The organism is Klebsiella sp. PL-2018, assembly GCF_019048985.1.
Classification (GTDB): domain Bacteria; phylum Pseudomonadota; class Gammaproteobacteria; order Enterobacterales; family Enterobacteriaceae; genus Klebsiella; species Klebsiella michiganensis.
Genome location: NZ_CP077673.1, coordinates 3,301,328 through 3,328,299, shown reverse-complemented (window position 1 = coordinate 3,328,299; position 26,972 = coordinate 3,301,328). Strand labels below are relative to the sequence as shown.

23 protein-coding genes and 1 pseudogene are annotated in these 26,972 nt (G+C 56.0%); 9 read left to right on the top strand and 15 right to left on the bottom strand.

What is annotated here, in order from left to right; translation table 11 throughout:
• The first annotated feature begins 189 nt into the window (after positions 1–189).
• The 8 genes and pseudogenes from MKleb_RS15465 to MKleb_RS15430 all read left to right on the top strand — a co-directional run bounded on the left by MKleb_RS15465 (position 190) and on the right by MKleb_RS15430 (position 9,428).
• Positions 190–1,806 carry a peptide ABC transporter substrate-binding protein gene (locus MKleb_RS15465; RefSeq protein WP_009653393.1) on the top strand — a complete coding sequence of 539 codons (1,617 nt, stop codon included), beginning with the start codon at positions 190–192 and terminating at the stop codon, positions 1,804–1,806.
• A gap of 485 nt (positions 1,807–2,291) precedes the next feature.
• Positions 2,292–2,462: pseudogene (locus MKleb_RS29935) on the top strand (FAD-dependent oxidoreductase); the annotation flags it as partial.
• A gap of 143 nt (positions 2,463–2,605) precedes the next feature.
• Positions 2,606–4,012 carry an LLM class flavin-dependent oxidoreductase gene (locus MKleb_RS15455; protein WP_217075976.1) on the top strand — a complete coding sequence of 469 codons (1,407 nt, stop codon included), beginning with the start codon at positions 2,606–2,608 and terminating at the stop codon, positions 4,010–4,012.
• Positions 4,009–5,028, top strand: coding sequence for a methionine ABC transporter ATP-binding protein (locus MKleb_RS15450; protein WP_025106999.1), 1,020 nt, complete (start codon positions 4,009–4,011; stop codon positions 5,026–5,028). Before MKleb_RS15455 ends, MKleb_RS15450 begins: the two co-directional genes overlap by 4 nt.
• Positions 5,025–5,723, top strand: a complete 699-nt coding sequence (locus tag MKleb_RS15445) for a methionine ABC transporter permease (protein ID WP_025107000.1) — start codon at positions 5,025–5,027, stop codon at positions 5,721–5,723. The genes MKleb_RS15450 and MKleb_RS15445 overlap by 4 nt, the downstream gene beginning before the upstream one ends.
• Entirely contained in the window at positions 5,720–6,598 is an 879-nt protein-coding gene (locus MKleb_RS15440) for a MetQ/NlpA family ABC transporter substrate-binding protein (RefSeq protein ID WP_025107001.1), read from the top strand. Before MKleb_RS15445 ends, MKleb_RS15440 begins: the two co-directional genes overlap by 4 nt.
• A gap of 174 nt (positions 6,599–6,772) precedes the next feature.
• The gene (locus tag MKleb_RS15435) at positions 6,773–8,194 is read left to right on the top strand and encodes an MFS transporter (protein ID WP_025107002.1); all 1,422 of its coding nucleotides are present in this window, start codon (positions 6,773–6,775) and stop codon (positions 8,192–8,194) included.
• A 10-nt stretch (positions 8,195–8,204) separates the two neighbouring features.
• On the top strand, positions 8,205–9,428 hold the full coding sequence (locus tag MKleb_RS15430; RefSeq protein WP_025107003.1) for an acyl-CoA dehydrogenase family protein: 1,224 nt from the start codon (positions 8,205–8,207) through the stop codon (positions 9,426–9,428).
• A 191-nt stretch (positions 9,429–9,619) separates the two neighbouring features.
• Here MKleb_RS15430 and MKleb_RS15425 read toward each other — a convergent pair whose 3' ends face one another.
• The 13 genes from MKleb_RS15425 to MKleb_RS15365 all read right to left on the bottom strand — a co-directional run bounded on the left by MKleb_RS15425 (position 9,620) and on the right by MKleb_RS15365 (position 24,482).
• On the bottom strand, positions 9,620–10,711 hold the full coding sequence (locus MKleb_RS15425) for an ABC transporter ATP-binding protein (protein WP_025107004.1): 1,092 nt from the start codon (positions 10,709–10,711) through the stop codon (positions 9,620–9,622).
• A gap of 11 nt (positions 10,712–10,722) precedes the next feature.
• Positions 10,723–11,853 carry an N-methyl-L-tryptophan oxidase gene (solA, locus tag MKleb_RS15420; protein ID WP_025107005.1) on the bottom strand — a complete coding sequence of 377 codons (1,131 nt, stop codon included), beginning with the start codon at positions 11,851–11,853 and terminating at the stop codon, positions 10,723–10,725.
• A 13-nt stretch (positions 11,854–11,866) separates the two neighbouring features.
• A complete protein-coding gene (locus tag MKleb_RS15415; protein WP_224226515.1) occupies positions 11,867–12,943 on the bottom strand; it encodes an aldo/keto reductase in 1,077 nt (358 codons plus the stop codon).
• 20 nt (positions 12,944–12,963) lie between these two features.
• Complete coding sequence (locus tag MKleb_RS15410; RefSeq protein ID WP_025107007.1) at positions 12,964–13,851, bottom strand: carbohydrate ABC transporter permease; 888 nt, start codon at positions 13,849–13,851, stop codon at positions 12,964–12,966.
• Entirely contained in the window at positions 13,806–14,690 is an 885-nt protein-coding gene (locus MKleb_RS15405) for a carbohydrate ABC transporter permease (RefSeq protein ID WP_025107008.1), read from the bottom strand. The genes MKleb_RS15410 and MKleb_RS15405 overlap by 46 nt, the downstream gene beginning before the upstream one ends.
• A complete protein-coding gene (locus MKleb_RS15400; protein ID WP_025107009.1) occupies positions 14,687–15,991 on the bottom strand; it encodes an extracellular solute-binding protein in 1,305 nt (434 codons plus the stop codon). The genes MKleb_RS15405 and MKleb_RS15400 overlap by 4 nt, the downstream gene beginning before the upstream one ends.
• Before the next feature lie 26 nt (positions 15,992–16,017).
• A complete protein-coding gene (locus MKleb_RS15395; protein WP_025107010.1) occupies positions 16,018–17,403 on the bottom strand; it encodes an NtaA/DmoA family FMN-dependent monooxygenase in 1,386 nt (461 codons plus the stop codon).
• The gene (locus MKleb_RS15390) at positions 17,400–18,575 is read right to left on the bottom strand and encodes an acyl-CoA dehydrogenase family protein (protein WP_217075975.1); all 1,176 of its coding nucleotides are present in this window, start codon (positions 18,573–18,575) and stop codon (positions 17,400–17,402) included. Before MKleb_RS15390 ends, MKleb_RS15395 begins: the two co-directional genes overlap by 4 nt.
• A gap of 555 nt (positions 18,576–19,130) precedes the next feature.
• Entirely contained in the window at positions 19,131–19,397 is a 267-nt protein-coding gene (locus tag MKleb_RS15385; RefSeq protein ID WP_025107012.1) for a hypothetical protein, read from the bottom strand.
• 154 nt (positions 19,398–19,551) lie between these two features.
• The gene (locus MKleb_RS15380; protein WP_025107013.1) at positions 19,552–21,915 is read right to left on the bottom strand and encodes a CehA/McbA family metallohydrolase domain-containing protein; all 2,364 of its coding nucleotides are present in this window, start codon (positions 21,913–21,915) and stop codon (positions 19,552–19,554) included.
• Positions 21,916–21,928: 13 nt separating this feature from the next.
• Entirely contained in the window at positions 21,929–22,675 is a 747-nt protein-coding gene (locus tag MKleb_RS15375; RefSeq protein ID WP_025107014.1) for an ABC transporter permease, read from the bottom strand.
• Positions 22,672–23,667: an ABC transporter substrate-binding protein gene (locus tag MKleb_RS15370; protein WP_025107015.1), complete on the bottom strand. Its 996-nt coding sequence runs from the start codon at positions 23,665–23,667 to the stop codon at positions 22,672–22,674. Before MKleb_RS15370 ends, MKleb_RS15375 begins: the two co-directional genes overlap by 4 nt.
• 20 nt (positions 23,668–23,687) lie before the next feature.
• Positions 23,688–24,482, bottom strand: a complete 795-nt coding sequence (locus tag MKleb_RS15365) for an ABC transporter ATP-binding protein (RefSeq protein WP_025107016.1) — start codon at positions 24,480–24,482, stop codon at positions 23,688–23,690.
• 118 nt (positions 24,483–24,600) lie between these two features.
• On the opposite strand from MKleb_RS15365, the gene MKleb_RS15360 reads away from it, so the two are divergent.
• Positions 24,601–25,317: a GntR family transcriptional regulator gene (locus MKleb_RS15360; RefSeq protein ID WP_217075973.1), complete on the top strand. Its 717-nt coding sequence runs from the start codon at positions 24,601–24,603 to the stop codon at positions 25,315–25,317.
• Positions 25,318–25,468: 151 nt separating this feature from the next.
• Here MKleb_RS15360 and MKleb_RS15355 read toward each other — a convergent pair whose 3' ends face one another.
• Positions 25,469–26,014 (bottom strand): chorismate mutase, encoded by a 546-nt coding sequence (locus MKleb_RS15355; protein ID WP_170873306.1) that lies wholly within the window; start codon positions 26,012–26,014, stop codon positions 25,469–25,471.
• A gap of 163 nt (positions 26,015–26,177) precedes the next feature.
• The gene (locus MKleb_RS15350; protein ID WP_014229046.1) at positions 26,178–26,948 is read right to left on the bottom strand and encodes an amino acid ABC transporter substrate-binding protein; all 771 of its coding nucleotides are present in this window, start codon (positions 26,946–26,948) and stop codon (positions 26,178–26,180) included.
• Between the last annotated feature and the right edge of the window lie 24 nt (positions 26,949–26,972).

The window sequence follows — 26,972 nt, the reverse complement described above, 5'->3', positions numbered from 1 at the left end:
AGGGCATCCTGTTGTCAGGTTATTTTTCAGCAGTGTTGTGTAAAACCGTCCCGGAATCAAATAGTTTCCAGCGAGGACGAAATCAGCATATATGTCAACTTTCTTTCACAAGCCGTTTGCAATTTCAGGTGATGAAACAAATAATTATCGCACTGCCAGCTCTGGTTTTTTTATTTTAAAGGGGATCTTATGAAGTATCCTGTCACATTGACATGCGGCGCGCTGTGGTTAGCCAGCGTCTCTTCTCTTGCCTGGGCGGCCGATGTCCCGCCGGGCACCGTATTAGCCGAAAAACAGGTGCTGGTGCGGCACATTAAAGATGAACCCGCCTCCTTAGATCCCGCCAAAGCCGTCGGTCTGCCTGAAATTCAGGTTATCCGCGATCTTTTTGAAGGTTTAGTCAATCAGGACGAGAAAGGCAATCTGATCCCAGGCGTGGCGACTCGCTGGCAGAGCAATGATAATCGCGTCTGGACATTTACCCTGCGCGATAACGCCCGCTGGTCCGACGGAACGCCGGTAACGGCGGAGGATTTCGTCTATAGCTGGCGGCGGCTGGTTGATCCTAAAACCACCTCCCCGTTTGCCTGGTTTGCTGCGCTGGCCGGAATCGCCAATGCGCAAAATATTATTGATGGTAAAGCCGCGCCGGATACCCTCGGCGTCACCGCCGTGGACGCGCGTACCTTGCGCGTGCAGCTGGATAAACCGCTGCCGTGGTTCAGCAATCTGACGGCGAGCTTTGCTTTCTATCCGGTACAGAAGGCTAACGTGGAGAGCGGCGACAACTGGACGCGTCCGGGAAGCCTGATTGGCAACGGCGCGTATGTCTTAAAAGATCGCGTGGTGAATGAAAAGCTGGTGGTGGTTCCCAATACGCACTACTGGGATAACGGCAAAACGGTGATCCAGCAGGTCACATTTACGCCCATTAACCAGGAATCGGCGGCCACCAAACGCTATCTGGCCGGCGATATCGATATCACCGAGTCGTTCCCGAAAAATCTGTACCAGAAGCTGCTGAAGGATATTCCGGGGCAGGTCTATACCCCGCCGCAGCTGGGTACTTATTATTACGCGTTTAACACGCAGAAAGGGCCAACCGCCGATGAGCGCGTCCGCCTGGCGCTCAGCATGACAATCGATCGCCGTCTGATGGCGGAGAAAATTCTGGGTACCGGCGAGAAACCGGCCTGGCGCTTCACCCCGGACGTGACCGCAGGCTTTACCCCGCAGCCGACGCAAATCGAGAGCATGAGCCAGGCCGAGCTGAATGCCCAGGCCAAAGCGCTGCTGCAGGCGGCGGGCTACGGTCCGAACCGTCCGCTGAAGCTGACGCTGCTGTACAACACCTCGGAGAACCACCAGAAAATCGCGATTGCGGTAGCTTCCATGTGGAAGAAAAATCTGGGCGTCGACGTGAAGCTGCAAAATCAGGAGTGGAAAACCTATATCGACAGCCGCAATACCGGCAACTTCGATGTGATTCGCGCCTCATGGGTCGGGGATTACAACGAGCCGTCGACGTTCCTGTCGCTGCTCACCTCGACCCACAGCGGTAATATCTCCCGTTTCAACGATCCGGCCTACGACAAAATTCTGACCCAGGCGGCGCTGGAAACATCGGAAAAGGCGCGCAATGACGATTACAACGCGGCGGAAAAAATCATTATGGCGAAAGCGCCCATCGCGCCGATTTATCAGTACACCAACGGACGTCTGATTAAACCGTGGCTGAAAGGGTATCCGATAGCCAATCCGGAGGACGTGGCCTATAGCCGCACAATGTATATCGTGAAGCACTGATGCGTACTGACCTCCTGCCAACATCAGGCAACCATCGCTAAACCCACAGCTGGCGCGGCTTACAGCGCCAGTGTCTCCTTTCGCATTCTGAGTATCTTCATCCAGGTCGTTTCAGCCCCAAACTCCCACTTTCCGATGCTGCTATTCGTTCGGGATTAAAGCAGAGCCCGTCAACTCAGTGAACAACTTTAGCTCGCACGCGTTGCAGGCGCCGCAACGTAATAGTACTGGCACCAGCAACCAGAGGCACGCCTTGCCCGGCTGTTGCTAATACAACAGGCTGTGTGCATCAGTTGGCGCATTCGCAACAGCTCTTGCGCAAGCCTATTTTTTAAAACCATTGATTAACATGAATTAAATAATGCGCAGCCTTTGGCATGATTATCGCTAACACCCATATAACAAAATTAAAATAACTCTTCGATAAATATCGAATATGGTTATATAGGAAATGGATAATGACGCAGAAAGCTGACGATAATATCAACATATTGGCGTTCTCTCACCGTAGGTTGTTCTCGCAGAGCAACCTTAGCGGAGAAAGCGAGGAATGGCCGGGCGACTATCGGCAGGGAACGCTGCGCCAGCGCTTCCTGCATCATCTACGTAGCTACTGGGATGTGCATCGTTATTGGAAAGCGCCGCAGGTGGCCGATCGTGCTGCCGCCATTGCCGGAGAAACGCTGGCGACGCTGGGTTTCAGCCTGTCCGCCCGATGTCCTGAGTCCTGATTTTTTCCCCTTTTATCCTTTTCATTAATAAGCGTGTGCCAGTACCTGGACACACCGTGGAGAGCGCTATGCCATCGCAACGAGAAATTCGCCTTAACGCGTTTGATATGAACTGTGTCGGTCACCAGTCGCCGGGCCTGTGGGCCCATCCGCGCGACCGCTCCTGGCAATATAAAGATCTGGAATATTGGGTCGATCTGGCGCGCCTTCTGGAGCGCGGCAAATTTGACGGCTTGTTTATTGCCGATGTGCTTGGCGTTTACGATGTATTTAACGGCAACGGCGATGCGGCGATTCGTCAGGCGACGCAGGTGCCGGTGAACGATCCGCTGGCGCTGATAACCCCGATGGCGCTGGTGACGGAACACCTTGGCTTTGGTCTGACCGCATCGCTGTCATTTGAGCATCCCTATCCATTTGCCCGTCGGCTGTCGACGCTCGATCATCTGACCAAAGGACGGGTGGGCTGGAATATTGTTACCTCGTATCTGGAAAGCGGCGCGCGCAATATTGGGTATCAGGCGCAGACCGACCATGATGCGCGCTACGACTACGCCGATGAATACCTCGACGTCGTGTATAAACTGCTGGAAGGCAGTTGGGAAGACGGCGCGGTTTTGCGCGATCGTGAACGGGGAATTTTTAGCGATCCGCAGAAAATCCATCCGATTAACCATCAGGGCAACTTTTTCTCCGTTCCGGGCATCCATCTGTGCGAGCCGTCGCCGCAGCGCACGCCGGTTCTCTATCAGGCGGGGGCCTCCAGCCGCGGAAAACAGTTTGCCGCCACGCATGCCGAGTGCGTTTTTGTCGCTGCGCCGTCGAAAGTTCTGTTGAAGAAGACGGTCGCGGATATTCGTCGTCGCGCCGCGGAAGCCGGGCGCGATCCGCGCAGCATTCTGATTTTCAATCTGCAAACGGCGATCGTGGGCGAAACCGATCGCGAGGCGCAGGCCAAATGGCAGGAATACAAATCATACGTTAGCTATGAGGGCGCGCTGGCGCTGATCTCCGGCTGGACCGGTATTGACTTCGGTCAGTATCGGCCGGACCAGGTGCTGAAATACCTGCATACCAACGCCATCCAGTCGGCGGTTGAGGCGTTTTCCACCGCCGACCCGAATCGTCAATGGACGGTGGAAGCGCTGGCGGACTGGGTGGGTATCGGCGGCTTTGGCCCGCTGCTCGTCGGCAGTGCGGAAACGGTGGCCGATGAACTGCAATCCTGGGTCGAGGAAACCGATGTCGATGGCTTCAATCTGGCCTACGCCGTGACGCATGAAACCTTCCGCGACGTGGTGGAGCTATTAATACCAGAGCTGCAAAAACGCGGCGTCTTTAAGCAGGAGTACCGGCAAGGCACGCTGCGCGAAAAACTGTTCGGCGCCGGGCCGCGCCTGACCGCGCCGCATCCGGGGGCAGACTACCGTCGCGGCGTGCGAAACGATGTCGGGGCGAAGGAGACGGCGGCATGATTGATATCGATAATCTGCATAAACGCTACCGCACGGCGGATGGCCGCGTCAGCGAGGTTCTGAAGGGATTATCGCTCAGGGTGCCCGCCAGCTCCATCACTGCGGTGGTAGGGCCGAGCGGTGCGGGGAAATCGACCCTGGCGCGCTGCATCAGCCTGCTGGAACGCCCCGATAGCGGCAGTATCAAGGTTAACGGCAAAGACTTGTCATTACTGTCAGGGGAGGCGCTGCGGCGTGAACGGCGCGCGATCGGCACCGTTTTTCAATCCTCAGCGCTGCTGAATCGCAAAACGGCGTGGCAAAACATCGCGGTGCCGCTGGAGTATCTGGGCGTGGTGGAACGCGACATTAAGGCGCGGGTCGGTGAACTACTGGAGAGCGTAGGGCTGAGTCACAAAGCGGAGGCCTATCCGTCCCAGCTTTCCGGCGGACAGCGTCAGCGCATTGGTATCGCTCGCGCGCTGGCATTACGTCCGTCGGTACTGCTGGCGGACGAGGCCACATCTGGGCTGGATCCCCAGGCGACCGCCACGGTGCTGGGTTTGCTCCGACAGCTACGTGATGAGTACCGGCTGGCGATAGTCCTGATTACTCATGAAATGGATGCGGTACGCGCCGCGGCGGATGCGGTGGCGGAAATCCGCGATGGCGCGATAGTCCAGTACGGGCAGGTGAAAGAGCTGCTGGCCCGTCCGGATTCCCTGCTTGGTCAGCAGCTATTGCCGCTGTCGCCCATCGCTGTTAACAGCGATCTGCTGCTGCGCCTGAGTTATCGCTGGGATGTGCCGGTGGCGACTGACTGGATCAGCCGTCTGAGCCACCAGCATGCGCTACAGATAGATTTGCTCGGCGGCCATGTGGAAGTGATCAACGGTCAACTGGCGGGGCGTTTACAGGTCGGCGTCCGATTTCAGGGACAACGACTGTCAGCGGATCGAACGATCGTGCTTTTAGCGCAGCTGGGCATTGCGGCGGAAATCCTTGCACACGCCCCCGAGCTACAGGAGGCGGTATGAAACCGACAGTGATAAGCCAGGATACGCCGTGGCATGAAATCCATACATTGCTGCTGCCTGCTTATGGGGAAACCTGGCTGATGGTTGCCATTGTGATGCTGTTTGTGGTGACTCTTGGCGGCGTAGTGGGCGTGGTGTTATTCAACGCCTCGCCGCGAGGATTATTTCCGCATCCCGCGCTTTACCAGGTGCTTAACTGGGGCGTCAACATGGGGCGCTCTCTGCCCTTTCTGGTGTTAATGGCGGCGATTATCCCGTTTACGTTCTGGCTTACGGGCACCACTATCGGCATCCCTGCCGCGGTGGTGCCGATGATTGCCGCTGGCGTGCCATTTTTTGGCCGTCTGGTGGAAAACGCCCTGCGCGAACTCCCGGCGGAGGTTACCGCGGTGGGGCTGGTGTGCGGCGGTTCGCGCTGGCAGATAATCCGCCACGCGCAGCTCAGCGAGGCGCTGCCTGCGCTGGTGGCGGCGGTCACGCTTAACCTGGTGTCGATGATCGAATATTCGGCGATTGCCGGCACTATCGGTGCGGGCGGGATCGGCTATCTGGCGGTCGTGTACGGCTATCAGCGTTTCGACAATCACATCATGATCGCCACCATTGTCGTGCTGATCGCCACGATTCAGATCATTCAATTCTTTGGCGACCGTCTGGTCAATAAGCTTCGCCACACTCAGGGGATTTCTTCATGACAACAGAACAGTTTGAACTCCGTAAAGCCCGCCGCTGGCCATGGCTGGCGGCGCTGGCAGCGATCGCGGCGCTGGCCGTCGCGTTCTGGTGGTGGCGCGGATACGCGCAGCCGCCGCAGGTCGTTTTCGGTACGACGTTAAAAATTCACTACGAACCGGCGATGGCGGGCGAGCAGCGAATTATTGAGTACATCAGTCAGCATATTGCGCCCGATTATGGCCTGAAGCTGGAGGCGGTGGGCGTACAGGATCCGGTACAGGCGGACAGAGCCGTGGCGGAGGGGCAGTATGCCGGCACTATCTATCAACATCAGTGGTGGCTTAAGCAGGTGGTGGACGCCAACGGCTTTGCGCTTTCGACGACCGTGCCGGTTTTTCAGTGGGCCTTCGGGATCTATTCCGACCGCTATAAATCGGTACAGGATTTGCCCGTCGGGGCGACCCTCGTCGTACCGGATGATGGCGCTAACCAGGGGCAGGCATTATGGTTGCTGCAAAGGATAGGGTTAATCTCACTCGATCCGGCGGTTGAGCCGCGCACGGCGAAACTGAAAAATATTGTCGGCAACCCGCACAAGTTCAATTTTAAAGAGCTGGATTTATTAACCATGCCGCGTGCGCTGAATTCGGTGGATGCCGCTATTGGTTATGTCTCACAATTTGATGCCGGAAAAGTCCCGCGGGAAAAAGGCATATTATTCCCGCCTGCGCCTAAAACGTTTGCCTCGCAGTTAGTCATCGGTACACCGTATTTATCGCAGGAGAATATTGTCAAATTAAAACAGGCTTTTTCCGATCCGCGTATTCAGACGTGGTTAAAGACCACTGACGATCCGCTGGTCAAAGACGTACTGGTTCCGGTCTCAGCAAACTAAGACATCATTGATGAAACGATAATAACCGGACGGGCTTTGCTCGCCCGGTTACTGGCGTCTTTATTTATTAACTTATTGAATATATTGATAATTATATAATTATTTATTGTTTTTAATATGCTAAATCCCGGCTTATAACCAGAGTCACCTGCACAATTATATAAGGTAAATAATATGAGTACTCTGTCTGTTGATAATGCTGGCGCCGTTTCGGCACCGGTGAGTAGCGTAGGAGATGTGGCGCGATTAATTAATTCCGGCAGGGAGCAGAGTAAATATGCGCGGATGATTGTATTCCTCGCGCTCGGCGGTGTATTCCTCGACGCTTATGATTTAACCACGCTCTCTTACGGTATTGATGATGTGGTGCGGGAATTCCAGCTTTCGCCGCTTTTAACCGGCATTGTCACCTCGTCAATAATGGTCGGCACGATTATCGGTAATTTAATCGGCGGCTGGCTGACGGATAAATATGGCCGTTATTCGGTGTTTATGGCCGATATGCTATTTTTTGTGGTATCGGCGATTGCGGCGGGACTGGCGCCGAATGTCTGGGTATTAATCGGCGCGCGGTTTCTGATGGGGATTGGCGTCGGGATCGATCTCCCGGTCGCCATGTCTTATCTGGCCGAGTTTTCCCGCTTTAGCGGGAAGGGTAATAAGGCCGCGCGGCTCGCGGCCTGGTGTCCGATGTGGTACGCCGCCTCGACGGTCTGTTTTTTAATCATCTTTGGGCTCTATTTCCTGTTGCCAAAAGAACATCTGGACTGGCTGTGGCGCGCATCGCTGCTGTTCGGCGCGGTTCCGGCGCTGCTGATTATTGCCGTGCGCAGCAAATTCATGAATGAATCGCCGTTATGGGCGGCCAACCAGGGCGATTTGACCTCGGCTGTTCGTATTCTGCGCGACTCTTACGGGATCAACGCTCACGAAGCACCGCCAGAACGTCCTGCTCCACCGCTTAAAGTGAGCTTTCGCGTGCTATTTGCAAAACCGTACCGCGAACGCACTATTGTCGCCGGGGTGATGAACGTCTGTATCTCATTTGAGTATACGGCGATCGCCTTTTTCCTGCCGTCCATTCTCGCCCAATTCCTTGGTGCTGGCGTGTTCGAAACCATCTCCGCTTCGCTGGGACTCAATGCGCTGTTCGCCTTTACCGGTGGGCTGCTGGGGATGCACCTGGCATGGAAATACCCGTCGCGACACGTCGCGATCGCCGGGTTCGCACTGCAGTTTATCGCCCTGATCGTCCTCGCGCTGGTGGGGCAGCCGCAGGCCGCGCTGGGTGTAGCGCTGGCGATTGCGATGCTGGGGCTGTGGCTGTTTGCCGAGGGCTTTGGTCCCGGCGCGCAGTTGATGATCTATCCGGCGCTTTCATACCCAACCGCGATTCGCGCCACCGGGGTTGGCTTCAGCCGCGCGCTTTCCGGTATTGGCAGCGCGCTGGCGCTGTTTGTGCTGCCGCTGCTGCAGGCATCGCTCGGTACGCAAATGTTCTGGGTCGTATCGCTGGCCGCCATTATCCCAATTTTCTTCCTGCTCGCGGTACGCCATGAGCCTACCCAATATGACATTGACGACAGCCACCATTGAGGAACAGAAAATGACTTTACTCTCTACCGGCACCGACTATGAACAGCTGGCGGCGACCTTCCGACCGATTTTTGCTCGTATCGCGCAGGGGGCAGCGGGGCGCGAACAAAACCGCATCCTGCCCGATGAGCAGATCCGCTGGCTGAAAGAGGCCGGATTTGGCACGGTACGCATTCCGCGGGAAAAGGGCGGCTGGGGCGCGTCGTTGCCGCAATTAATTGCGCTGCTTATTGAGCTGGCTCAGGCCGACTCCAACCTGCCGCAGGCGCTGCGGGCGCATTTCGCCTTCGTTGAAGACCGCCTCAATCAACCTGACTCGCCGGCGCGCGATCGCTGGTTCCGTCGCTTCCTCGACGGCGAGCTGGTGGGCAGCGGCTGGACCGAAATCGGCGCGGTCAGGCTGGGGGAGGTTTTCACCCGCGTAACGCCCGTTGAAGGCGGCTGGCGGCTGGACGGTGAGAAATTCTATAGCACAGGTACGCTGTTTGCCGACTGGATAGATGTTTTCGCCCGGCGCAGCGACAACCAGGGCGATGTGATTGCGCTGGTCAGCACGAGCCAGGCCGGCGTTGAACGTGAGGATGACTGGGACGGCTTCGGTCAGCGTCTGACCGGCAGCGGCACGACCCGCTTCAAACAGGCGCAGGTGGAGCAGGATCACGTCTACGACTTTGCGCAGCGCTTTCGTTATCAGACCGCGTTTTATCAGCATATCCTGCTGGCGACGCTGGCGGGAATTGGCCTGGCAGTTGAGCGTGACGTCGCCGAAGGCGTGAAAAAGCGGACCCGGATGTACAGCCACGGCAATGCCGCCGTGCCGCGCGACGATGCGCAGGTACTCCAGGTTGTGGGACAAATCAGTAGCTGGAGTTGGGCGACGCGGGCGGCGGTATTGCAGGCGGCGGAATCGTTGCATCAGGCCTACCTTGCGCATGCCAGCGGCGACGAAGCGCTCATTGAACAGCGCAATCGCCTGGCTGAAGTCGAAGCGGCGCAGGCGCAGGTGATTGCCAGCGACTGGATCCCGCGTGCGGCCACCGAGCTGTTCAACGCCCTCGGCGCGTCGGATACGCGAGTGAGTAAGGCCCTGGATCGGCACTGGCGCAACGCGCGCACCGTGGCATCGCACAATCCGGTGATTTATAAGGCGCGAAATATCGGTAACTGGCTGGTTAACGGCGAAGCGCCAACCTTTATCTGGCAGATTGGCGACGGCGAGAAATCACAGGGCTGAGAAACACGGCGAAGGAGCCTCTCCGTAAGGATCGTTGGCACCCCCATCACGATTGAGCGGGGGAGCATCCCCCGGATCATGGACGACTGGGGGCAGCGATCGTGCCGGGTCTGGCTGGCTAACACCCAGGTGAGAAACCCTCATCCATTGGTACCGCCGAACCGCTGTACTTCGAGCCCGACCTCCGGCATTCACAATCGGCAATACGCTCTGCCGTCAGTGGTAAATAAATGGCTGTGACGACCATTAACCCCCAGTTGCACCGCGCTACCGGTTTCCGGCGCTGAATCTCCGGCAATGCGCTGAGTCAGGGTTTCTTCACTACCTTCCACCTGATAATACGCCAGTGTTTCATGACCGAGGTTTTCCCTGAGCACTACAGTGGCAGACAGCAGTGCATCGGCTTGCTCTCCCACCACCAGGTGTTCCGGGCGTACGCCCAGCCAGGCCTGTTCACCCGCGGCAGCATTACTGCCATCCACCTCCACGATTAAATGCACGCCATCTGGCAGGCGTACCTGCACGCGCTGCTTATCCCCGTACTCAATCGTCACTGGCAGGATGTTCATACGCGGAGAACCAATAAACGTCGCCACCTCCAGCGTGGCCGGGCGATGGTACAATTCCAGCGGTGTGCCCACCTGGGCGATGCGGCCTGAGGACATCATGACAATCCTGTCGGCCAGCGTCATCGCTTCCACCTGGTCGTGGGTGACGTAGATCATGGTGGATCTCAGTCTCTGATGAAGGCGGGCGATCTGCACACGCATTTCCACACGCAGGGCAGCATCAAGGTTAGAGAGGGGTTCGTCGAACAGCAATAAAGCGGGCTCCTTGACCAGTGCCCGGCCAATCGCTACTCGCTGTCGTTGCCCACCTGAGAGCATCGCCGGTTTACGTTCCAGCAGCAATGTAAGTTGCAAAATATTTGCCGCCTCATGCACACGCCGGGTAATTTCCTTTTTCGGGCATTTCGCCAGCGTCAGGCCGTATGCCATATTTTCTTCAACCGTCATGTGAGGATAAAGGGCGTACGACTGAAACACCATGCCGATGCTGCGCTCCTGCGGCAGGGTGTCATTAATTAACTGGCCATCAAGAAACATTTCCCCGGCGCTAATATCTTCCAGCCCGGCAATCATGCGTAATAAGGTGGATTTACCACTGCCGGATGGGCCGACTATCACCACAAATTCCCCGTCTTCAATATCGAGGTTAATATCCTGTACCACATTCAGGTCGTGATAAGTTTTTCCTGCATTCTGTAAAACTAAACGTCCCATCTTTATTCCTGTTAATGTGCAAATCGTCGCGGATCAATAAATGCCGTTTCCAGCTCCACGGTACTGCCCTGCGCCTGGCGGGCCAGCACCTCGCCGATGGCAGGTGCGTGTTTGAAAGCATGGCCGTTGTCACCGCCCGCAACCAGAATGTTGCCCCGGTAACGTCCGACAATAAATTGCGCATCCGGCGTTCGGGTGATCATGCACGGATGCGCACTTGCCGGTTCAGGGCTGATATCTTCCAGCCATTGACGAACGGCCGCGCGCAGTTCAGCGGTATCTTCGCGGGCAATATGCCTGTCAGGGTTCTCCAGATTCAGCGCGGTACGTGGAACTCCGACATCGCCAAGCCCAAGTTTCACTAAGCCGCCAGCTTGCGCACCGTGGCCCCACAGCGTCAGCTGCGGGCTGATTTCACGCACAAATACCGGGAAGGCGTCCAGGCTGTAGCCCGCGACGGGATCAAACCAGGTCATTATTGTGCGAACAGGGTCAAGCGGCAGATCCGGTGCGAAACGCGTGAGCCAGGCGCCGCCAGCAATCACCACCTGACTGGCGCGAATCTCACCTGCGGAAGTGACAATACGCACCGCAGCGCCGTGATCCTGCACCGCATCCACCCGTACCGGCGTCAGCACCTGCGCCGATAACTGCTGCGCCCGTTGCAATGCCGCGCGAATAAAGCACTCCGGGTTCGCCACGCCTGCTTCGCTATCCACCACTGCCACTTCATCAGACCGTAACCCAATATGCTGCGGCTGACGGGCTGCCAGCTCCGTGGACGACCACACCGGCAATTGCACTCCAAGGCGCTGTGCTGCCTGTAAAGTGCCGCTCACCGCCTGTGAGTCCGGGCGGCCGATAATGGTGCCGCCGGTGATCGACAACAGCGATCCACCGCTGCTCTGTTCCAGTGACTGAAACAGGCGGCGCGATAAACGGGCGTAGTCGCCGAGCACCGGATGTTCGAGGCAGAAAGTACGAAACAAGCGGGTTTTACCGTGCGTCGCGCCGAGATCATGGGGCGGGGTAAACTGATCGATGCCGATTGCCTTGACACCTTGTTCCGCCAGCCGCCACAACGTCGCTGCGCCCAGTGCGCCAAGGCCGATGACCGCCACATCAAACTGTTGCTCTGCCACGTCACTCATCCTTTTACAGTTCGGAGGAAATTTTCCACGGATTAACACCTCCATCATGCACCGCGAACCGATCAATCCGTGCCAACTCATCGGCGGTGAATGCCAGGTTGTCCAGCGCTTTCAGGTTCTCCGCCAGCTGTTCCTTACTGGAAACGCCCACCAGCGTTGAGGCTACGCGCGGGTCCCGCAGCGTCCAGGCTATCGCCAGTTGTGACAGGCTCTGTCCACGTTCAGCAGCAATCGCGGCCAGCCCACGCAGACGGTTCAGGTTGTCTTCGGACTGCGCCTCGGCGGAAATGTAAGGACGATGCTGCGCGCGCTGCACCTTATCAAAGCCCTGGAGATAACGATCCGCCAGCAGCCCCTGCGCCAGCGGCGTAAAGGCCACCGCTGCGCCGCCAGATTCGCCGAGGTCGTCCAGCAGCTCATCTTCAATCCAGCGGTTGATCAGCGAATAAGAGGACTGATTGACCAGCAGTGGTGTACCCAGTTCGCGGGCAATGGCGAAAGCCTCATGGGATCGCTGCGCAGAATACGAAGAGATGCCGACATACAGCGCCTTGCCGGAACGCACGATAGTATCCAGCGCTTCAATGGTTTCATACAACGGTGTGTCCGGGTCAAAACGGTGTGAATAGAAAATATCCACGTAGTCGAGATCGAGACGTTCCAGCGACTCATCAATGCTGCCCAGCAGGTGCTTTTTGCCGCCCAGACGCCCGTTCGGTCCCAGCCACTGCGGCCAGCCCGCTTTGGTGGCGATCACCAGCTCATTACGGTACGGGTGAAAATCTTTGCGCAGAATGCGGCCGATATTTTCTTCAGCGGCACCCAGCGGCGGGCCATACTGGTTGGCAATATCAAGATGGTTGATGCCGTTTTCAAAGGCGAAACGGAGAATGTCACGCTGCTGCTGGAACGGCGTGGTGTCGCCAAAGTTGTACCAGGTTCCAAGACCAATCGGCGAGACAATCAGGCCGCTGTTGCCGACGCGATTGTAGCCATAACGTTTAAAGCGGTTCTCCGGCGCGGCCCACGGGTTATTCGGGTCCGGGCGTTCATCGAGAAATTCAACGCGTTGTGTCATCATATTCTCCTGCATAATTCATGTTATTTGCCGCCGGTATGACTCAGCGAATGGGTAAAAGAGCGTTGACCAAAGAAGATCAGCAGCGCCGGGATCAGCGCCAGAATAAATACTTCGGCAAAAGCGAGGCCGTAGTCCTGGGTGTAGGCGGAATCCGACAGACCAATCGCCACCGCGCCGGTCTGTTTACTGTTGTCGGTGATAATCAGCGACGGCCACAGCCAGGCGTTCCACTGTGCCATTGCCAGAATCATCGCCGAGCCGATCACCGCCGGGCGTACCAGGGGCAGGTAAATCTGAAACAAAATGCGCCACCAGGAGGCGCCATCCAGCAGTGCCGCTTCCAGTTGCTCGCGCGGTATACTTAAAAAGAACTGGCGCAGGTTGAAGATGGCCAGGCCATGTACCAGCCCCGGCACAATCAGCGCCGTCAGGGTGTTCGCCAGCCCGAGTTGCGTGAACACCGTGGTCAGCGGTAACGCCACCACTTCAAACGGGATCATGAAGGCGAACACCACCACCACAAACAGCCAGTCACGTCCTGGGAAACGCATAACCGCCAGCGGAAACGCGGCGAGAATCGCCAGTAGCGTGCCGATCGCCGCGGATACTCCGGTCACCCATAACGAGTTGAACAGATTGGTGATGAATCCCCGGTTGAAAGCGGAGGTGAAATTTTCCAGCGTCCAAGTGCGCGGGATAAAGGTCCATATATCCACACTGGCCTGAAAGGTTTGCGTTACCGGGCGAAAGGCCGAGGCCACCAGCCAGATAAACGGCACGGCAAACAGCAGTGAAATCAGTAAAGCCACGCTGGTTGCCAGCACTCGTCGCCACTGACGACGGCGCAAAACAACACGCCGCGTCATGGCGCGCTGCGCATGCGGTTCAACAGCCGAAACTGCAGCCATACCGTTGCTCCCATTAAAACGAAAAGCATCGTCATCTCCGCCAGCGCCGCGCCCGGTGAACTGAGGGCGTAATAGCGGGTGATGATGTCGTACATTAAAAAGTTGCTGGAGCCCTGCGGCCCGCCTTTGGTCAGGGCGCTGATTGGCGCGTAGAGGATGAAGTTCCACACGGTGCTGGCGGTCAGGACAAACAGCAACTGGCGTTGAATTAACGGCAGCGTGACGTTAATAAACTGCCGCCACTCCCCGGCGCCATCCAGCATCGCTGCGTCGTAATAGTCCTGCGGCACATCACGAATAGCGGCAATCAGGAAAATCATCCAGTAGCCCACCGCTGTCCAGGTGGAGAGGATCACCAGCGCGGCCAGTGCGCCATTGACATCGGTAAACCAGCCGCTGGCTGGCAGATGTGCCAGCGTCAGCAGGCTGTTCACCACCCCTTCGGGACGCAGCAACACGCCGAACACCACGGTCGTGCCCATCAGCGGCAGAGCCGTGGGCAAGAAGGCCAGTGTGCGCCACACGCCAGTGAATGCCACATTGCGCGTCAGCAGCCAGGCAAGAAGCAGGGCGAACACCATCGTTAGCGGATTGACCAGCCCGGCGAACAGCAGCGTGCGCCACACCGAATCCCAGAAACCGGGATCGTCAAACAGGTCGAGATAGTTCTGCCAGCCAACCCATTTCGGCGGGATCACGCTACCCGGCACCGAGGTGTAGAACGATTCCACCACCGCCATGCCTGCCGGAATAATACGCAACAACAACAACAGTGCTAACGCCGGAGCCAGCAACAACAGCGCGGTGCGTGATTCGTGGCGGGAGGCACGGCTGGTCACTGATATTTTCTCCACGCAGCGTTCAGTTTCGCATTAGTGGTATCCAGCGTTTTCTTTGCATCGGCGCCGTTGGTGATGTCGGCAATAGCTGCACTCACCAGTTGCGTAAACTCCGCACCGCCAACGGTTTGCGGGCGGATCCGCGCCGAGTGCTGCGCCTGCCAGGTCAGGATATCCTGCAAACCGTTAAGGCGCGGATCAGCGTAAATCGGGTTTTTCCAGAACACCGCGCGGGTGGTGTCGGTGGTCGGTACGTTTTCCGTTTCCGGGTCAGCAGAGACAAAACCGCCGTTTTCACCAAACAGATACCAGTTGAGGAACAGCGCGGCGGCCTGTTGTTTTTCCGGGCTGGACAGTGCGCTGATACCCAACGCCCAGCCGCCGCTGGTGGTTGCATCCTGACCACCGTCAAATTTCGGGGCGGTGGTGATGCCGAAATCGAGGCTGGCATTTTTGGTGATGGTTGGCGAATTCCAGATGCCGCCATAGAAGAAAGCGCTGTCTCCGTTGGCGAAGGCCAGCGCGGTTTCACGCACGCCGCGCGGCGCCAGACCATCGGCATACAGTTTGCCGTACCAGCTCAGGGCTTTGACCCATCCGGCGTTGTTGATGTCCGGGGTCAGCTGATTGTCACCTTTCACCCCCGTGCCAGCGCCGAGGGATTCTGCCAGTGGTTGCAGGTAGTAATACATATCCGGCGTGGAGAAGGTGATGCCGTAAGGCGCGGCTTTCGCTGCCACCGCTTTACGTGCTGTCGCTTCCACCCACTCCCATGTCGGCGCTTCCCCGGCTTTGTTTGACGGGAATGCCACACCAATCTGCTTCAGCACTTTTTTGTTGTAATAGAGGAAGGTGGTACCTATCTGGTACGGCAAATTGAGCAGTTTGCCGTTGATGGTGGACTCTTTCAGCGCCGGTGGATCAATCAGGTTACGTTTCGCGGCGAAGGCGTCCGTCAGATCGGCTTCCCAGCCGCGTACGGCGTAGCTGGCACTCTGGGGTTGGTCGATATCGAAAATATCCACCTCCCTCTGGGCGAAACGGGCGCCTAGAGTTTCGTTGTAACTGTTGAATGGCACTGCGTGGTAGCTGATTTTGATCGTCGGGTACTGTTTTTCAAACGCCGCGATAATCTTGTTGGCTCGCTCAGCCGGAATCGCACCACCGAAGTAATTGAGGGTGATACTTTTCTCCGGTGCTTTCAGGCTTTCCACCGCCGGAATGGTGGCGGCGGATACCGTTGTCGTAATGAAAATCAGGCCTGCCACCAGGCTGATAGATGTTTTTGCAGATGCTGTCATGTATTACCCCTAAATTATATTTGTTGTTATTGTTGCTTTGTAAAACGCCCGCGATAACCGGCTGCCGGATGCGGAGCGGCCAGACGGTCGCCCTGGCCAAATAGCCGGTTTCGCAGGGAGGAGGCGGGTTGCGGCGGCTGGAACAGGCCGCGCGCCGTCAGCACTGGCAATACCTGTTCGGCGAATTCGCTAAAGTCGCGGGGGCTGACGAATTCGTGCAGGTTGAAGCCATCCACACCGGTGATACGCACGATTTCTTCAATGTCATCGGCGATGCGCTCCGGCGTACCCACCAGCGTGCTGGCGTAGGGGCTTAAGTTCACCAGCCGCTGTTTGATGGCGGCGATGCTGTCCGGGCGTGCTTTTTCACTGGTGAATCGGGCCGATTCAGAACGGGAGAAGTTGTGCGGTTCCGAAGTTAGCGTGTCGTCATCGTGATAGCGGGAGAGGTCAAAGCCGCTGGCACCACCAAACGCGGCATACTGTGCTTCCGGTGACTGAGCGGCACGAATGGCATTGGCTTTTTCTTCCGCTTGCGCCTGAGTGCGTCCAGTCACCACCGAGAGATCGGTCACCACTTTAATTGCCTCTGGCGAGCGCCCGGCCTCCACTGCGGCGGCGTGCAGCTTATCGACATTGATGCGCAGGGCATCCAGGTTCATGCCGTTGACGAACACCACTTCGGCGTGGCGTGCAGCAAAGGCCAGCCCACGGGCAGACGCCCCCGCCTGGAAAATCACCGGCGTGCGTTGCACACTCGGCTCCGTCAGCGCTGGCCCCTGTACGGAAAAATGTTCGCCCTGGTGGTTGATACGATGGACTTTGCTGGCATCGGCATAGCGTTTGGCGGTTTTGTCGTACAGTACGGCATCCTCTTCCCAGCTTCCTTCCAGCAGCTTGTAGAACACCGTCAGAAACTCTTCCGCCCGTGCATAGCGCACTTCATGAGGCAACTGATCCGGCAGGCCGTAGTTGCGCGCAGCATTCGGCAGGTAAGATGTCACCACGTTCCAGCCGATTCGCCCTTTCGACAGATGATCCAGGGTGCCGAAACGGCGGGCGAAGGTGAAGGGATGTTCATAGGTCGTGGACGCTGTAACCGCAAAGCTGAGGTTTTTGCTGGCCGCCAGCATTGCCGGGATCACCATAAACGGATCATTGAGCGGGAAATCCACCGCCCCTTCGATGGCCGGATCGGGAGATTGACGATAGACGTCATACACTCCCAGAACATCGGCAAAAAACAGTGCGGTAAACCCGGCTTCGTCGAGGAATCGTGCGCGCTCCACCCAGTAGTCGAGGTCTTTGTAGCGGTGACGCTGGCTATCCAGGTGCGTCCAGCTCCCCTGGGCGTAGTAGCCCACGCCGTTCATTTCAAATGCGTTAAAAATCAGCGAGCGCGGTTCGCTCATGGCTGAGGCTCCTTAAACTGGGCAATCTGGCTGCGGCCAAGTTCCTGATAGCGCAGTCGAACCGGGTCATGCAGGGTGTGAGTGCGGGCGTTGCGCCAGTAACGGTCAATACGCAGGGCACGGTCAGCGGCACGGGCACCGCTCCAGGAAAAAACATCGCTGCTGGCGGCCAGGCTGACTTCCGCAGCCAGTGCTTTGGCAGCGGAGAGCTGTGCCCGGAGCTGTGGATAAAGTTGCGTTTGTTGGCTGGCATCGGCCTGTTGCACTTCATCGAGCAAATGCGCGGTGTTTTCCAGTAGCGCCGCAACGGACAAAATCCGCGCGCTCAACAGGCCGATTTGGTATTGCAGAACAGGATCTTCCGCCAGCGTCTGATAAGGTGATTCAAAGGGAATGCGCTTATCCGTCGCCACACTTTGCACCCCCCACGTCACGATGCCTTCGGCGATACCGAGGTCGATGGCGGCATGGATCAGCCGTCCGCTTTCATGCCAGGCAATGCCGCGATGCGCTTCGTCCCATACCGGAATGACGTAATCTGCGGGTACCGTGACGTTTTCGAGGATAAGTGTCCCACTGGAACTGCCGCGCTGACCGAGGCCATTCCAGTCATCAAGCAGCGTGACACCTGGAGAGTCGGTGCGGATATATGCCAGCGCCTGACCGCCGTGATCGGCTTTGCCTATTACCGTGACCCAGCGGGCGCCGATGGAGCCCGTGGCGTAATATTTGCGCCCGTTAATGCGGTAAATATCACCTTCGGGCACCAGCGTGGTAGCAAAATCGGCTGAATGTTTACCGCCGCGTTCGCTGGCTGCATTGGCGATACGTTCACCCTTCAGCACATCCTGATACAGCACCTGTTGTGCATCCACTGAAGGGAGCAGGGGAATGGTGTCGGTAAAGCCGTAGTGCGGCTGTAGCAATTGCGCGATACCGGCATCGGCCTGCGCCAGGATTCGGCTGACAGCAATAACCTGCGCCTGACTGCCACTCCATCCCCCTGCAGCCTGTGGAACACGTAGTGCCAGCAGGCCCGAGCGGCACAATGCCTCTCGCGCCAGTTGATAATCGCTGTGGAGATCCGCTGTAACGGCCAGCCTGTCCAGCTCTGCTTTTAATGCATAAGCTGCGACTGCTACGTCTGGCTCAGCCACTCTTTGTTTACTCATAATTACCCTGATAAAAATACACATAACGACCAAAAGTTACTGACTGCTAAATCATCTGGTTATTAATTGCATGTGTGAAAATGAAGTGTTAATGACGTTATATTAACTGTTAATAAAATCAATCCTGCCAGTTATGCGTATTTTAGATATTCAATTGCGGACAGGTTTAAAACATTTTTTGACTGCTCATTATATTCGTTTTTTAGCTTTACATTCCTGGTTTAACTATTAGGGGTATGGGGGGTAAATAATTCATGTCCTGGGGGCGAGTATGACCAGATGTTTTTTTCAATTGAAATGAAAAGAAAGTACTATTTTGAGGGTGGCAGGGGGGCGTTTTATTTCTGAAATAATACTGTTATTTTCTGTTTTTTGCACTTCGAGAATATTGTCTACATTGGTAGTATTTTCTGGTTCCATTTTTTTTTGCAAGCAACAAGCTTCAGCCGAGTGCGGTAGAACGCCTCCTGCCCCCTCTATTTAGTGAGCCGGAAAGGTATTACCTTTATTGAATCTGATAATAAGCGCCTGATGCAGGCGTGTGTGGTGGTTTGATTAATGGCGACGCTGGTCTTTTTTATCTCTGCACGTTATTAGTTCATTTATTCCTTCTGGTGAACAACTCACATTTCCTGCGCTTATCGCTTTGCTTAGGGCTCCAGCCAGTTGCCCGGAGACCTCCTCAGCATTATGCAGTAACCGTCCTGCAACCTGTTCCTGGTGCTCCATTTGATATGCGACGATGAGATGGTTTGTTGCTAACAGAAAGAGCAGGGCAGTTATTACCGGAAGCAGGATCTGCAGATACATTAATTTTCTCATCGTGTTCCCTTACTGAGATATATCGGATTATTGAAGACTCCGGAAGAGTCTTCCCCTCAATCCTTATCTTTTTCGCAGATATTGCAATACGGTCTGACTCTTAAACAACAAATAGCTACCGAAAATGCGGCAAGAAACTGCCGCATGTCACTCTTTAACGCGTTAAGAAGATGGCTGAGGTCCAAATCCGGGACTGGTCCTTTTGCCTGGCACTGATGAAGAACGGATGTTCCCGTTTTTCTGACAGGATAAGTTCAGAAAGTGGAATTTCGCCGCTGATATCACGTGGAAGCGGCTGTTCGGTAACCAGTTCAATATCTACCTGAAGTTCGGTGCCTGGAAGCGTAAAAGTCTCTTTGCCTGCAATCAGAAGCGTTTGACCATCAATATCCGTTTCAAAAACCGGCGCCCAGGCATGTGGTTGTGGCAAAAGCGGATCGCCCACTTTGATATAGCTACTGATGTCCAGATGAACGTGTATTTTTGCTCCGGCCAGCCCACCGGTACTGACAGTAACTGTGTCGCTGTCACCATTGGTGTCGGTCCGCAAGCCAATCTGTGTATGACTTTTACGCCAGACGGTCTGCTCCGGGTGATCTGCGCCCGAGAGGGAAAACGCATTGATTGGTGTCCCTGTGACCTCAATATGTCCAGTCCAGTAAGCACCCCGATAGCGGTCCTTAATGCGTGCCCCCCCCAGACGCACCCGGAACTGATATTTAGAGCGCCCAAATTCCGCGTGCAAATCGCGATGCCATACCTCTCTTTCTCCATCGTAAAGCGTTACCGCTTCCCAGCCCGCATCGCCTAACAGACGATAACGCAGTACATCTGCTGAACTGAATTCCGCTACATCTCCCATCAGCGCATCGCCCGCACGCAACTCGGCATAGCTTCGTTCACCTGTTGTGGCATAGGTGTGGCGGGCACGAAGCGCTGCAGCCACACCTTTTCTGTCGAATTGTTCAGCAAGTACGCCAGTCAGGCCTCCACGGGATCCGAAGACGGCTGTCGCAGGCACGCCACCACCACATCGCCCCTGATGTTCATCGCTGTTGGCGGTCGCGCCCAGACGATAGCCCCGTTCGAGCGCCTCGGCATAGACCCAGTGAAACTGCCCCCAGGCGGAACCGACTTCTATCAAGCGCTCCAGCTCCGGGTGATGCCAGTCCAGGTTGCAGCGGCGCCCGCCAACATGCGGGATTAACAGATGTTTGTGCGGTTCGCGTGCGTAGGCCGCATAAAGTTCATCAAGTGGCCATGCACCCGGTTTGATGGTTCCGGCAGTGAACTCATTCCACTCGAATGAACGCACCAGCCGCCCCTGATTATCAAACGGGAACTGAGGTTCATCATCTTCAAGGAACACCACATTATGATCGCCACCGGCGCAGGTATTACCGCACCACTCGGTACCGGAATAGCAGACAAAACTGTCTGGCTGGTTCAGCGCATTAATCAGCTTTACCGCCTGCTTCCAGCGCGCTTCAGTCACATTAAAATCGTTGGCGGTATAGCCAAGAATATCGAGACCGGCGACATCACGCCCATAGCTGAGGTTATACAGCGTGTCGTTGGTACCAACCGTGTCATCAGAATGCACATGAAGATCGGCATAGAGCGGGCGCAGACCTGTGGCGGTTTCCTCCACCGTTATCCATCCTTTGCCTTCCAGCAAGGGCAGCGTGCCCAGTGCGGCGCTGAACGACCATTCTCCTGCGCAGAGATGCAAATCGCTGATACGCGCAATCGCCCAGCCCTCTTCGGCCAGCCGGAAATCATGATGCTGTGTTTCACCTCCCGATGAGGTCAGCGTCAGGCATCCTGCCAGCGGCAGGCTCCGGCAGGTATTCCCCCAGCGGTCATCCAGCCGGACGATAACGGAGAAAGGCGTTTCAGGTGCCAGTAACCTTGGCGCGATCGCGGCAAGAGAAGCGGGCTCACCGGGCACGATATCCAGCAGCGTATCGCCGGGTACCTCAGCAAATTTTGAGCTCCCCAGCGGATCAACAAACAGGCGGAAGCGGAAATCTTTCTCAACGAAACTCTGTACACGCGTACCGCCCCCGCCATGGCGCCGATCGCCCAGGCGGATAATGATTTTGTCTCCCGGATTGATGTAGCCATCAATAATGTCGATCAGAATGGCTTTCTGGAACGGACGCTCGTGCCCCTTCTGATCAAAACGCACCTTCAAATGCTGGACCGTGGCAGGGCTCTGTCCTGGCACTAGCGGGCCTGCCTGATACTCGGCGCTGACATAGTTGGCTGCCGAGGGATCGCTGGTCTGAAACAGCGCCCAGTCCGAGTAAAATTTAAAGGCGAGCTTCAGCCATGCGCCGTCAGCAAGCCCGCTGGCGCCCACGGTATATACCAGTTGGATCTCTTCCCACGCACCAGCAGTCAACTGAGTATGCGAGCAGGCCACACTGCCCAGAAACGGCCGGGCTTTATTCTGCTCATACAAGCCCTTCGGAGCGATGTAATCGCCTGCATCACGGATATCGAACTGACTCACATTAACCTCACAATTATTGGGCGCGCCAGCGCTGATAGCGCTGTTCAATGCGGCGAAAAACAAGATTTTCCATTAACCAGGCGATAAGCCCGATAAGGCAAATTCCCAGTAGTACCTGACTGCTGTTACCCGTCTGTCCGCCCATGGCAACCATCCAGCCTATGCCCTGAGAGGCGCCGAGCATTTCCGCTGCCACCAGCGCACGCCACGCCTGGCTGAATCCGATGCGCAGTGCGGCGGTGATAAATGGCAGGGAACTGGGCAGATAGACATGAAGAAGCAGTTGAAACGGTCGAGCTCCCAGCGTGCGTGCTGCACGCACTTCACCGCCACGGATGCCGCGGATCCCCTCCTGAATGGCCAGACACATCGGGAACAGCGCAGCGATGACAATCACCACCACGATGGAAACGAATCCCAGGCCGAAGATCAGCAGCATCAGCGGTGCCCATGCGATGGGCGGGATAGCCATAAACAGGCTGTTCAGTGGCGTAAGGAACTCCCTGACGCGATCGGAAAGTCCGGCGCTGACGCCAAGAATCAGTGCCAGCAGCACGGCAGTCATAAAGCCGGTGAATTCTTCCAGCAGGCTGGCCTGTAGCTGACCCCAGATGGAACCATCACTGAACCAGCGTATGGCTTCCCGCCATACGTCCCAGGGTTGCGGCAACACATAAGAGGGATAGTGACTCGCAACGATAACCCAGACCATGAGTAACGCGGGCAGGGAAGCCCAGCCCCAGTTTGGTTTGAACTTCACTGCGTTATCCCTGCTTTTGTCAGCCACTGCGTATCAACAAATTCATTCAGCTCTGGCGCCTTTTGCATGTAGCCCAGCGTCTGTGAGTCCTTCATCAGCTGCTCAAAAAAGGCGCCATCTTTCTTCGTCAGTGACACAGACCACTCAATACGTTTACGGGCTTCCTGAACCAGCGCCTCCGGCGGCAGCGTTTTACCGTCAGCGGTTTTAATGGCCCGCAGCTTAAACGCATCGGCCATGATCCGATCGGCTTCTGCAGGATGCTGATTGATAAAATCCACTGCTTTCTGATGCGCACGGATAAGCTTCACTACATCGTCCGGGCGGTCCTTCAGGGTCTCCGGTAACGCCATCAGTACATACCACGGATAACCCGGTTGGACTTTGTTTACATCGAGCAGCAGTCTGGCGTCGCCGCGCAGCAGTGCTTCGCTGACAAAGGGCTCCCAGGTGAAGGCTGCATCCACAACGCCCTGCTGCAGCGCAGCGGGCATGTTACCGGCGGGCATACTCAGGATCTGAGCATCTTTGTCAGCAACCAGACCTGCCTGCTGTTGCAGCACCACACCGCGCAGCAGAACATCCATTCCGCTCCCTTTTTTGACGCCAGCGATGCGTTTGCCTTTTAGGTCAGCCAACCGGGAAATAGCACTCTGTGCGGGAACGATCAGCGCGGCCTGTCCGCTGTTCACCTTAGCGATAATTTGCCCCTTGAGCCCGCGCGAAAACCACTGGAATACCGGTGTCGCACCCATATAGGCTGCATCAAGTTCATGCGCCGCCAGCGCCTGACTGATGACGGGACCATCACCAAAGGATTTAAGCTCGACGGTCAGCCCTTCCTGCTGATAAAAACCCTCTTTCTCGGCGATAAGTGCAGGCGCGTTGGCCAGCGCATAGACCCAGCCAATACGCAGCGGCTGGGAATCCGCAGCGTCAGTAGCATTGAATAAAACCCCTGATATCAGCACAGCAAGAAATGATTTACCCATTTGATTGATGTTCCGTTTTGTTAGAGTGAGTGGTTGTCGGACTGCTGCATCACATCGGTAATGCGCTTCAGTAATTCATTACGGTACATGGCAAAAGCCGGAAGCTGTCGCGTCTCCAGATTGCTTCGCGGGCGCGGTAAGGCGATGGACAATTCGCTGTGTACGCCGCCGGGTGCACGATTCAGAACGATGACGCGGTCAGCAAGAAACACAGCCTCTTCAATATCGTGGGTGATGAAGACCGTTGTCTGCCCAATGGCGGACCAGAGACGTAGTGTCTCCTCGTTCATGTCCCCACGGGTGATGGCATCGAGCGCAGCAAATGGTTCGTCCATTAACAGAACATCCGGCTCCAGCGCCAGCGCGCGAGCCAGTGACACGCGCTGCTGCATGCCCCCGGACATCTGGTGCGGCAACTGATGTGCGGCATGTACCAGGCCCACACGTTGCAGATATGTCATAGCGCGTCGGCGCTGAGAGGCCACGTCCTCGCGCCTTTGCATCCGCAATCCGAACCGGACATTCTCCAGCGCGGTCAGCCAGCCAAAGAGCTGTGGCTGCTGAAAAACATAGCCAAGCCGATGGTTTTCCGGCGTGGTACGCTCACCGCCAATCCGCACGGCTCCCCGCTCTGGCTCTGTGAAACCGGCCAGCAGATTGAGTAACGTGCTCTTACCGCACCCCGAGGGGCCCAGCAACACCACAAACTCTCCCTGGCGGGCATGAAAACTGAAATGGCTGAATACCGGCGCGCCGCCGGGATAGCGAAAAGTGATATTGTCTACCGCCAGTGCGTATGGTTGAGAATTCGTCATGCTGAGCGTCACGTATAAGAAATAATGAGATGTGGTTATAATACGTATTAATACAAGTTGATCTAAGATCGCTTCTGACTAAACTAGATCCGAACGGAATACGAGAGACGGAACCTGAATGACACTGGTGCGTGAAAACATTACATCGCTCTACCGGCAGATTGCCGATACCCTGCGGCAGGAAATTGCCGCCGGGCATTTTCAACCTGGCGGAAAACTGCCCTCTGAAGCTGCGCTTGAACAGCGATTTGCGGTCAGCAGGGTGACGGTACGGCTCGCGCTGAAGCATCTGACAGAGCAGGGGATTGTCGAGCGCAAGCAGGGAAAGGGAACCTACATATCGGGCAAGAAGGTTGCACATGGCATCAACGTCATGCGTAGCTTTCATGAGTCGCTAAAGCAGCAGGGGCTGAATACCACAATGCGTTTGCTGGTCAAAGAGGAGGTGCCAACGCCAGAGTCGCTGCAATCGCTGTTTCAAATGTCCCGGTCGCTGACGTTTATTTCACGGCTGCATCTGGTGGATAATGATCCCATTGCGGTGGGTTACAGTCATTTCCCGGCATTTCCTCATGAGCTGAGCTGGGAAGAGACCGAGAAGGAACCGACCTGGGTCCTGTTAGAAAAAGCCACGCAACATCACATCAGTCGCTCCGATATTGCCATCCGGCTGGCCTTCGCGGATAAGGGACTCGTTGACGTGCTGGGAACCGATAAAAACGCGCCGCTTTTTCTACTGGAGCGAACATCCTGGTTTGAAAACGGGCAGTGCGCTGAGAACTCTCGCTTTTTCATTCGTCCGGAACGCTACGAGTTTATTTTGAGCAACAGCTGAATCAGGCTGGGCTCTCTTCCCCCTGATACTGCAAGCATAGGGGTGATCTCATTGAATTGGTTGCACAATCAGTAGATCACAAAACGCTATGCTTGTCTTTTTCACCTGCCCATGAATGGGGATTCCTCAGTGCTTCAGCGGGGCTTTTTACTTAATCTTTCAACGAAATCCCTTTCATTGTTTCCCAGATTCTATGCTTATCCTGCTCGTGTAAATTCTTCTGCTGCACGGCGTGCATAAATGCCTCCTGGCCCTGTTCCGTCAGAGGTTGCCCGGACTTTAATCGTGCCGCCACACTTTGTAGAATACGATGGCTAAGTTGGCCGATTTGCGTCCGGACATCCTGAAGCGGGCGAGGCTGCCAGTCAGTTTCCGGCGCCGCCAACCAGTCGGCGCGATAGCGGTACTGAATCGCCTTGGCGGCGTCCATCTGCGCCTGAATAAATGGCCTTACGCTCTCGCCTTTTAATCCCAGCGAATCAGCATCAGCAGTGGCGCTCTCCAGAACCTTCTTCTCTTGCTGTAGATCTTCAATCGCCTGGTGATGTTGCGCTTTATATCCGGCAACGTCTTTCATCAAGGACAAACGTTCATTGATCAAATTGCCAATCGAAGGGGTTGAAGCAGAAATTGCCGTTGCAGAGAAACTTGCGGCAGCGAGAAGCAACACGGCTGTATAGAGCTTGTACGGCATCATAAATCTCCGACGTCGATAAACAGGAAGTCTGTAAAAGCGTTCCCGGTCAGTTGAAGAAACATTTCGCAGAAAGCGTAGCTAGCGCATTTTACAGTCTTGTGATGATAAAAAAACCGTAAACCCGATCCGGGCTTACGGTTCTCTTTTACCGCGGGGTTAAAAATTACTTCGATACGTCCGCACCGAAGTATTTCTGGGAAATACGTTCGTAGGTGCCGTCGGCCTTGATCTCTTCCAGCGCTTTATCAATCGCCGCTTTCAGCTGCGGGTTGTTTTTGCGCAGCAACACGCCGGATTTCTCCGCGTCAGACTGGGTTGCGACAATTTTCACTGGCGCATCCGGTTTATGTTTTTTGAAGTCGAGGAACGACAGGTTGTCGTTGATGGTCGCATCGGCACGGCCCTGCACCACTAAATCCACAGATTGGTTAAAGCCATCGGTCGGCACAATATCCGCCCCGTATTTACGCGCGATCTGCGCATAATTACTGGTCAGCGTGTGGGCCGATTTTTTGCCTTTCAGATCTTCAAAACTTTTAATGCTGCTTTTGTCATTGACGATCAGCACCGCTTTAGACGCGATATACGGCTCGGAGAAGTCGAATTTCTTCTGGCGTTCTGGCGTAATGCCGACCTGGTTAATCACCACGTCGTAACGGCTCGCATCGACACCGGCGATCAGGCCGTCCCATTTCCCTTCTACGAACTGCGGGCTCACTTTCAGGCGTTTGGCGATTTCACGGCCAATCTCTACGTCAAAACCCTCCAGCGTGCCGGAAGCATTGTGGAAAGTGAATGGCGGATAGGTGCCTTCAGTACCGATTTTCAGTACGCCAGCGGACTGAATCTTTGCCAAATCATCCTGCGCCAGCGCTGCGTGGGCAAAACCAAGCTGCATAATCCCGGCGACGACTAATGTTGCGAGTGCTTTCATCTGCATTACCCTATGTTGTTTTTA

Coding starts and splice junctions, on each gene's coding strand:
- MKleb_RS15465 (WP_009653393.1), top strand. CDS start 190: ATGAAGTATCCTGTCACATTGACATGCGGCGCGCTGTGGTTAGCCAGC.
- MKleb_RS15455 (WP_217075976.1), top strand. CDS start 2,606: ATGCCATCGCAACGAGAAATTCGCCTTAACGCGTTTGATATGAACTGT.
- MKleb_RS15450 (WP_025106999.1), top strand. CDS start 4,009: ATGATTGATATCGATAATCTGCATAAACGCTACCGCACGGCGGATGGC.
- MKleb_RS15445 (WP_025107000.1), top strand. CDS start 5,025: ATGAAACCGACAGTGATAAGCCAGGATACGCCGTGGCATGAAATCCAT.
- MKleb_RS15440 (WP_025107001.1), top strand. CDS start 5,720: ATGACAACAGAACAGTTTGAACTCCGTAAAGCCCGCCGCTGGCCATGG.
- MKleb_RS15435 (WP_025107002.1), top strand. CDS start 6,773: ATGAGTACTCTGTCTGTTGATAATGCTGGCGCCGTTTCGGCACCGGTG.
- MKleb_RS15430 (WP_025107003.1), top strand. CDS start 8,205: ATGACTTTACTCTCTACCGGCACCGACTATGAACAGCTGGCGGCGACC.
- MKleb_RS15425 (WP_025107004.1), bottom strand. CDS start 10,711: ATGGGACGTTTAGTTTTACAGAATGCAGGAAAAACTTATCACGACCTG.
- MKleb_RS15415 (WP_224226515.1), bottom strand. CDS start 12,943: ATGATGACACAACGCGTTGAATTTCTCGATGAACGCCCGGACCCGAAT.
- MKleb_RS15410 (WP_025107007.1), bottom strand. CDS start 13,851: ATGGCTGCAGTTTCGGCTGTTGAACCGCATGCGCAGCGCGCCATGACG.
- MKleb_RS15400 (WP_025107009.1), bottom strand. CDS start 15,991: ATGACAGCATCTGCAAAAACATCTATCAGCCTGGTGGCAGGCCTGATT.
- MKleb_RS15395 (WP_025107010.1), bottom strand. CDS start 17,403: ATGAGCGAACCGCGCTCGCTGATTTTTAACGCATTTGAAATGAACGGC.
- MKleb_RS15390 (WP_217075975.1), bottom strand. CDS start 18,575: ATGAGTAAACAAAGAGTGGCTGAGCCAGACGTAGCAGTCGCAGCTTAT.
- MKleb_RS15385 (WP_025107012.1), bottom strand. CDS start 19,397: ATGAGAAAATTAATGTATCTGCAGATCCTGCTTCCGGTAATAACTGCC.
- MKleb_RS15370 (WP_025107015.1), bottom strand. CDS start 23,667: ATGGGTAAATCATTTCTTGCTGTGCTGATATCAGGGGTTTTATTCAAT.
- MKleb_RS15365 (WP_025107016.1), bottom strand. CDS start 24,482: ATGACGAATTCTCAACCATACGCACTGGCGGTAGACAATATCACTTTT.
- MKleb_RS15360 (WP_217075973.1), top strand. CDS start 24,601: ATGACACTGGTGCGTGAAAACATTACATCGCTCTACCGGCAGATTGCC.
- MKleb_RS15355 (WP_170873306.1), bottom strand. CDS start 26,014: ATGATGCCGTACAAGCTCTATACAGCCGTGTTGCTTCTCGCTGCCGCA.
- MKleb_RS15350 (WP_014229046.1), bottom strand. CDS start 26,948: ATGAAAGCACTCGCAACATTAGTCGTCGCCGGGATTATGCAGCTTGGT.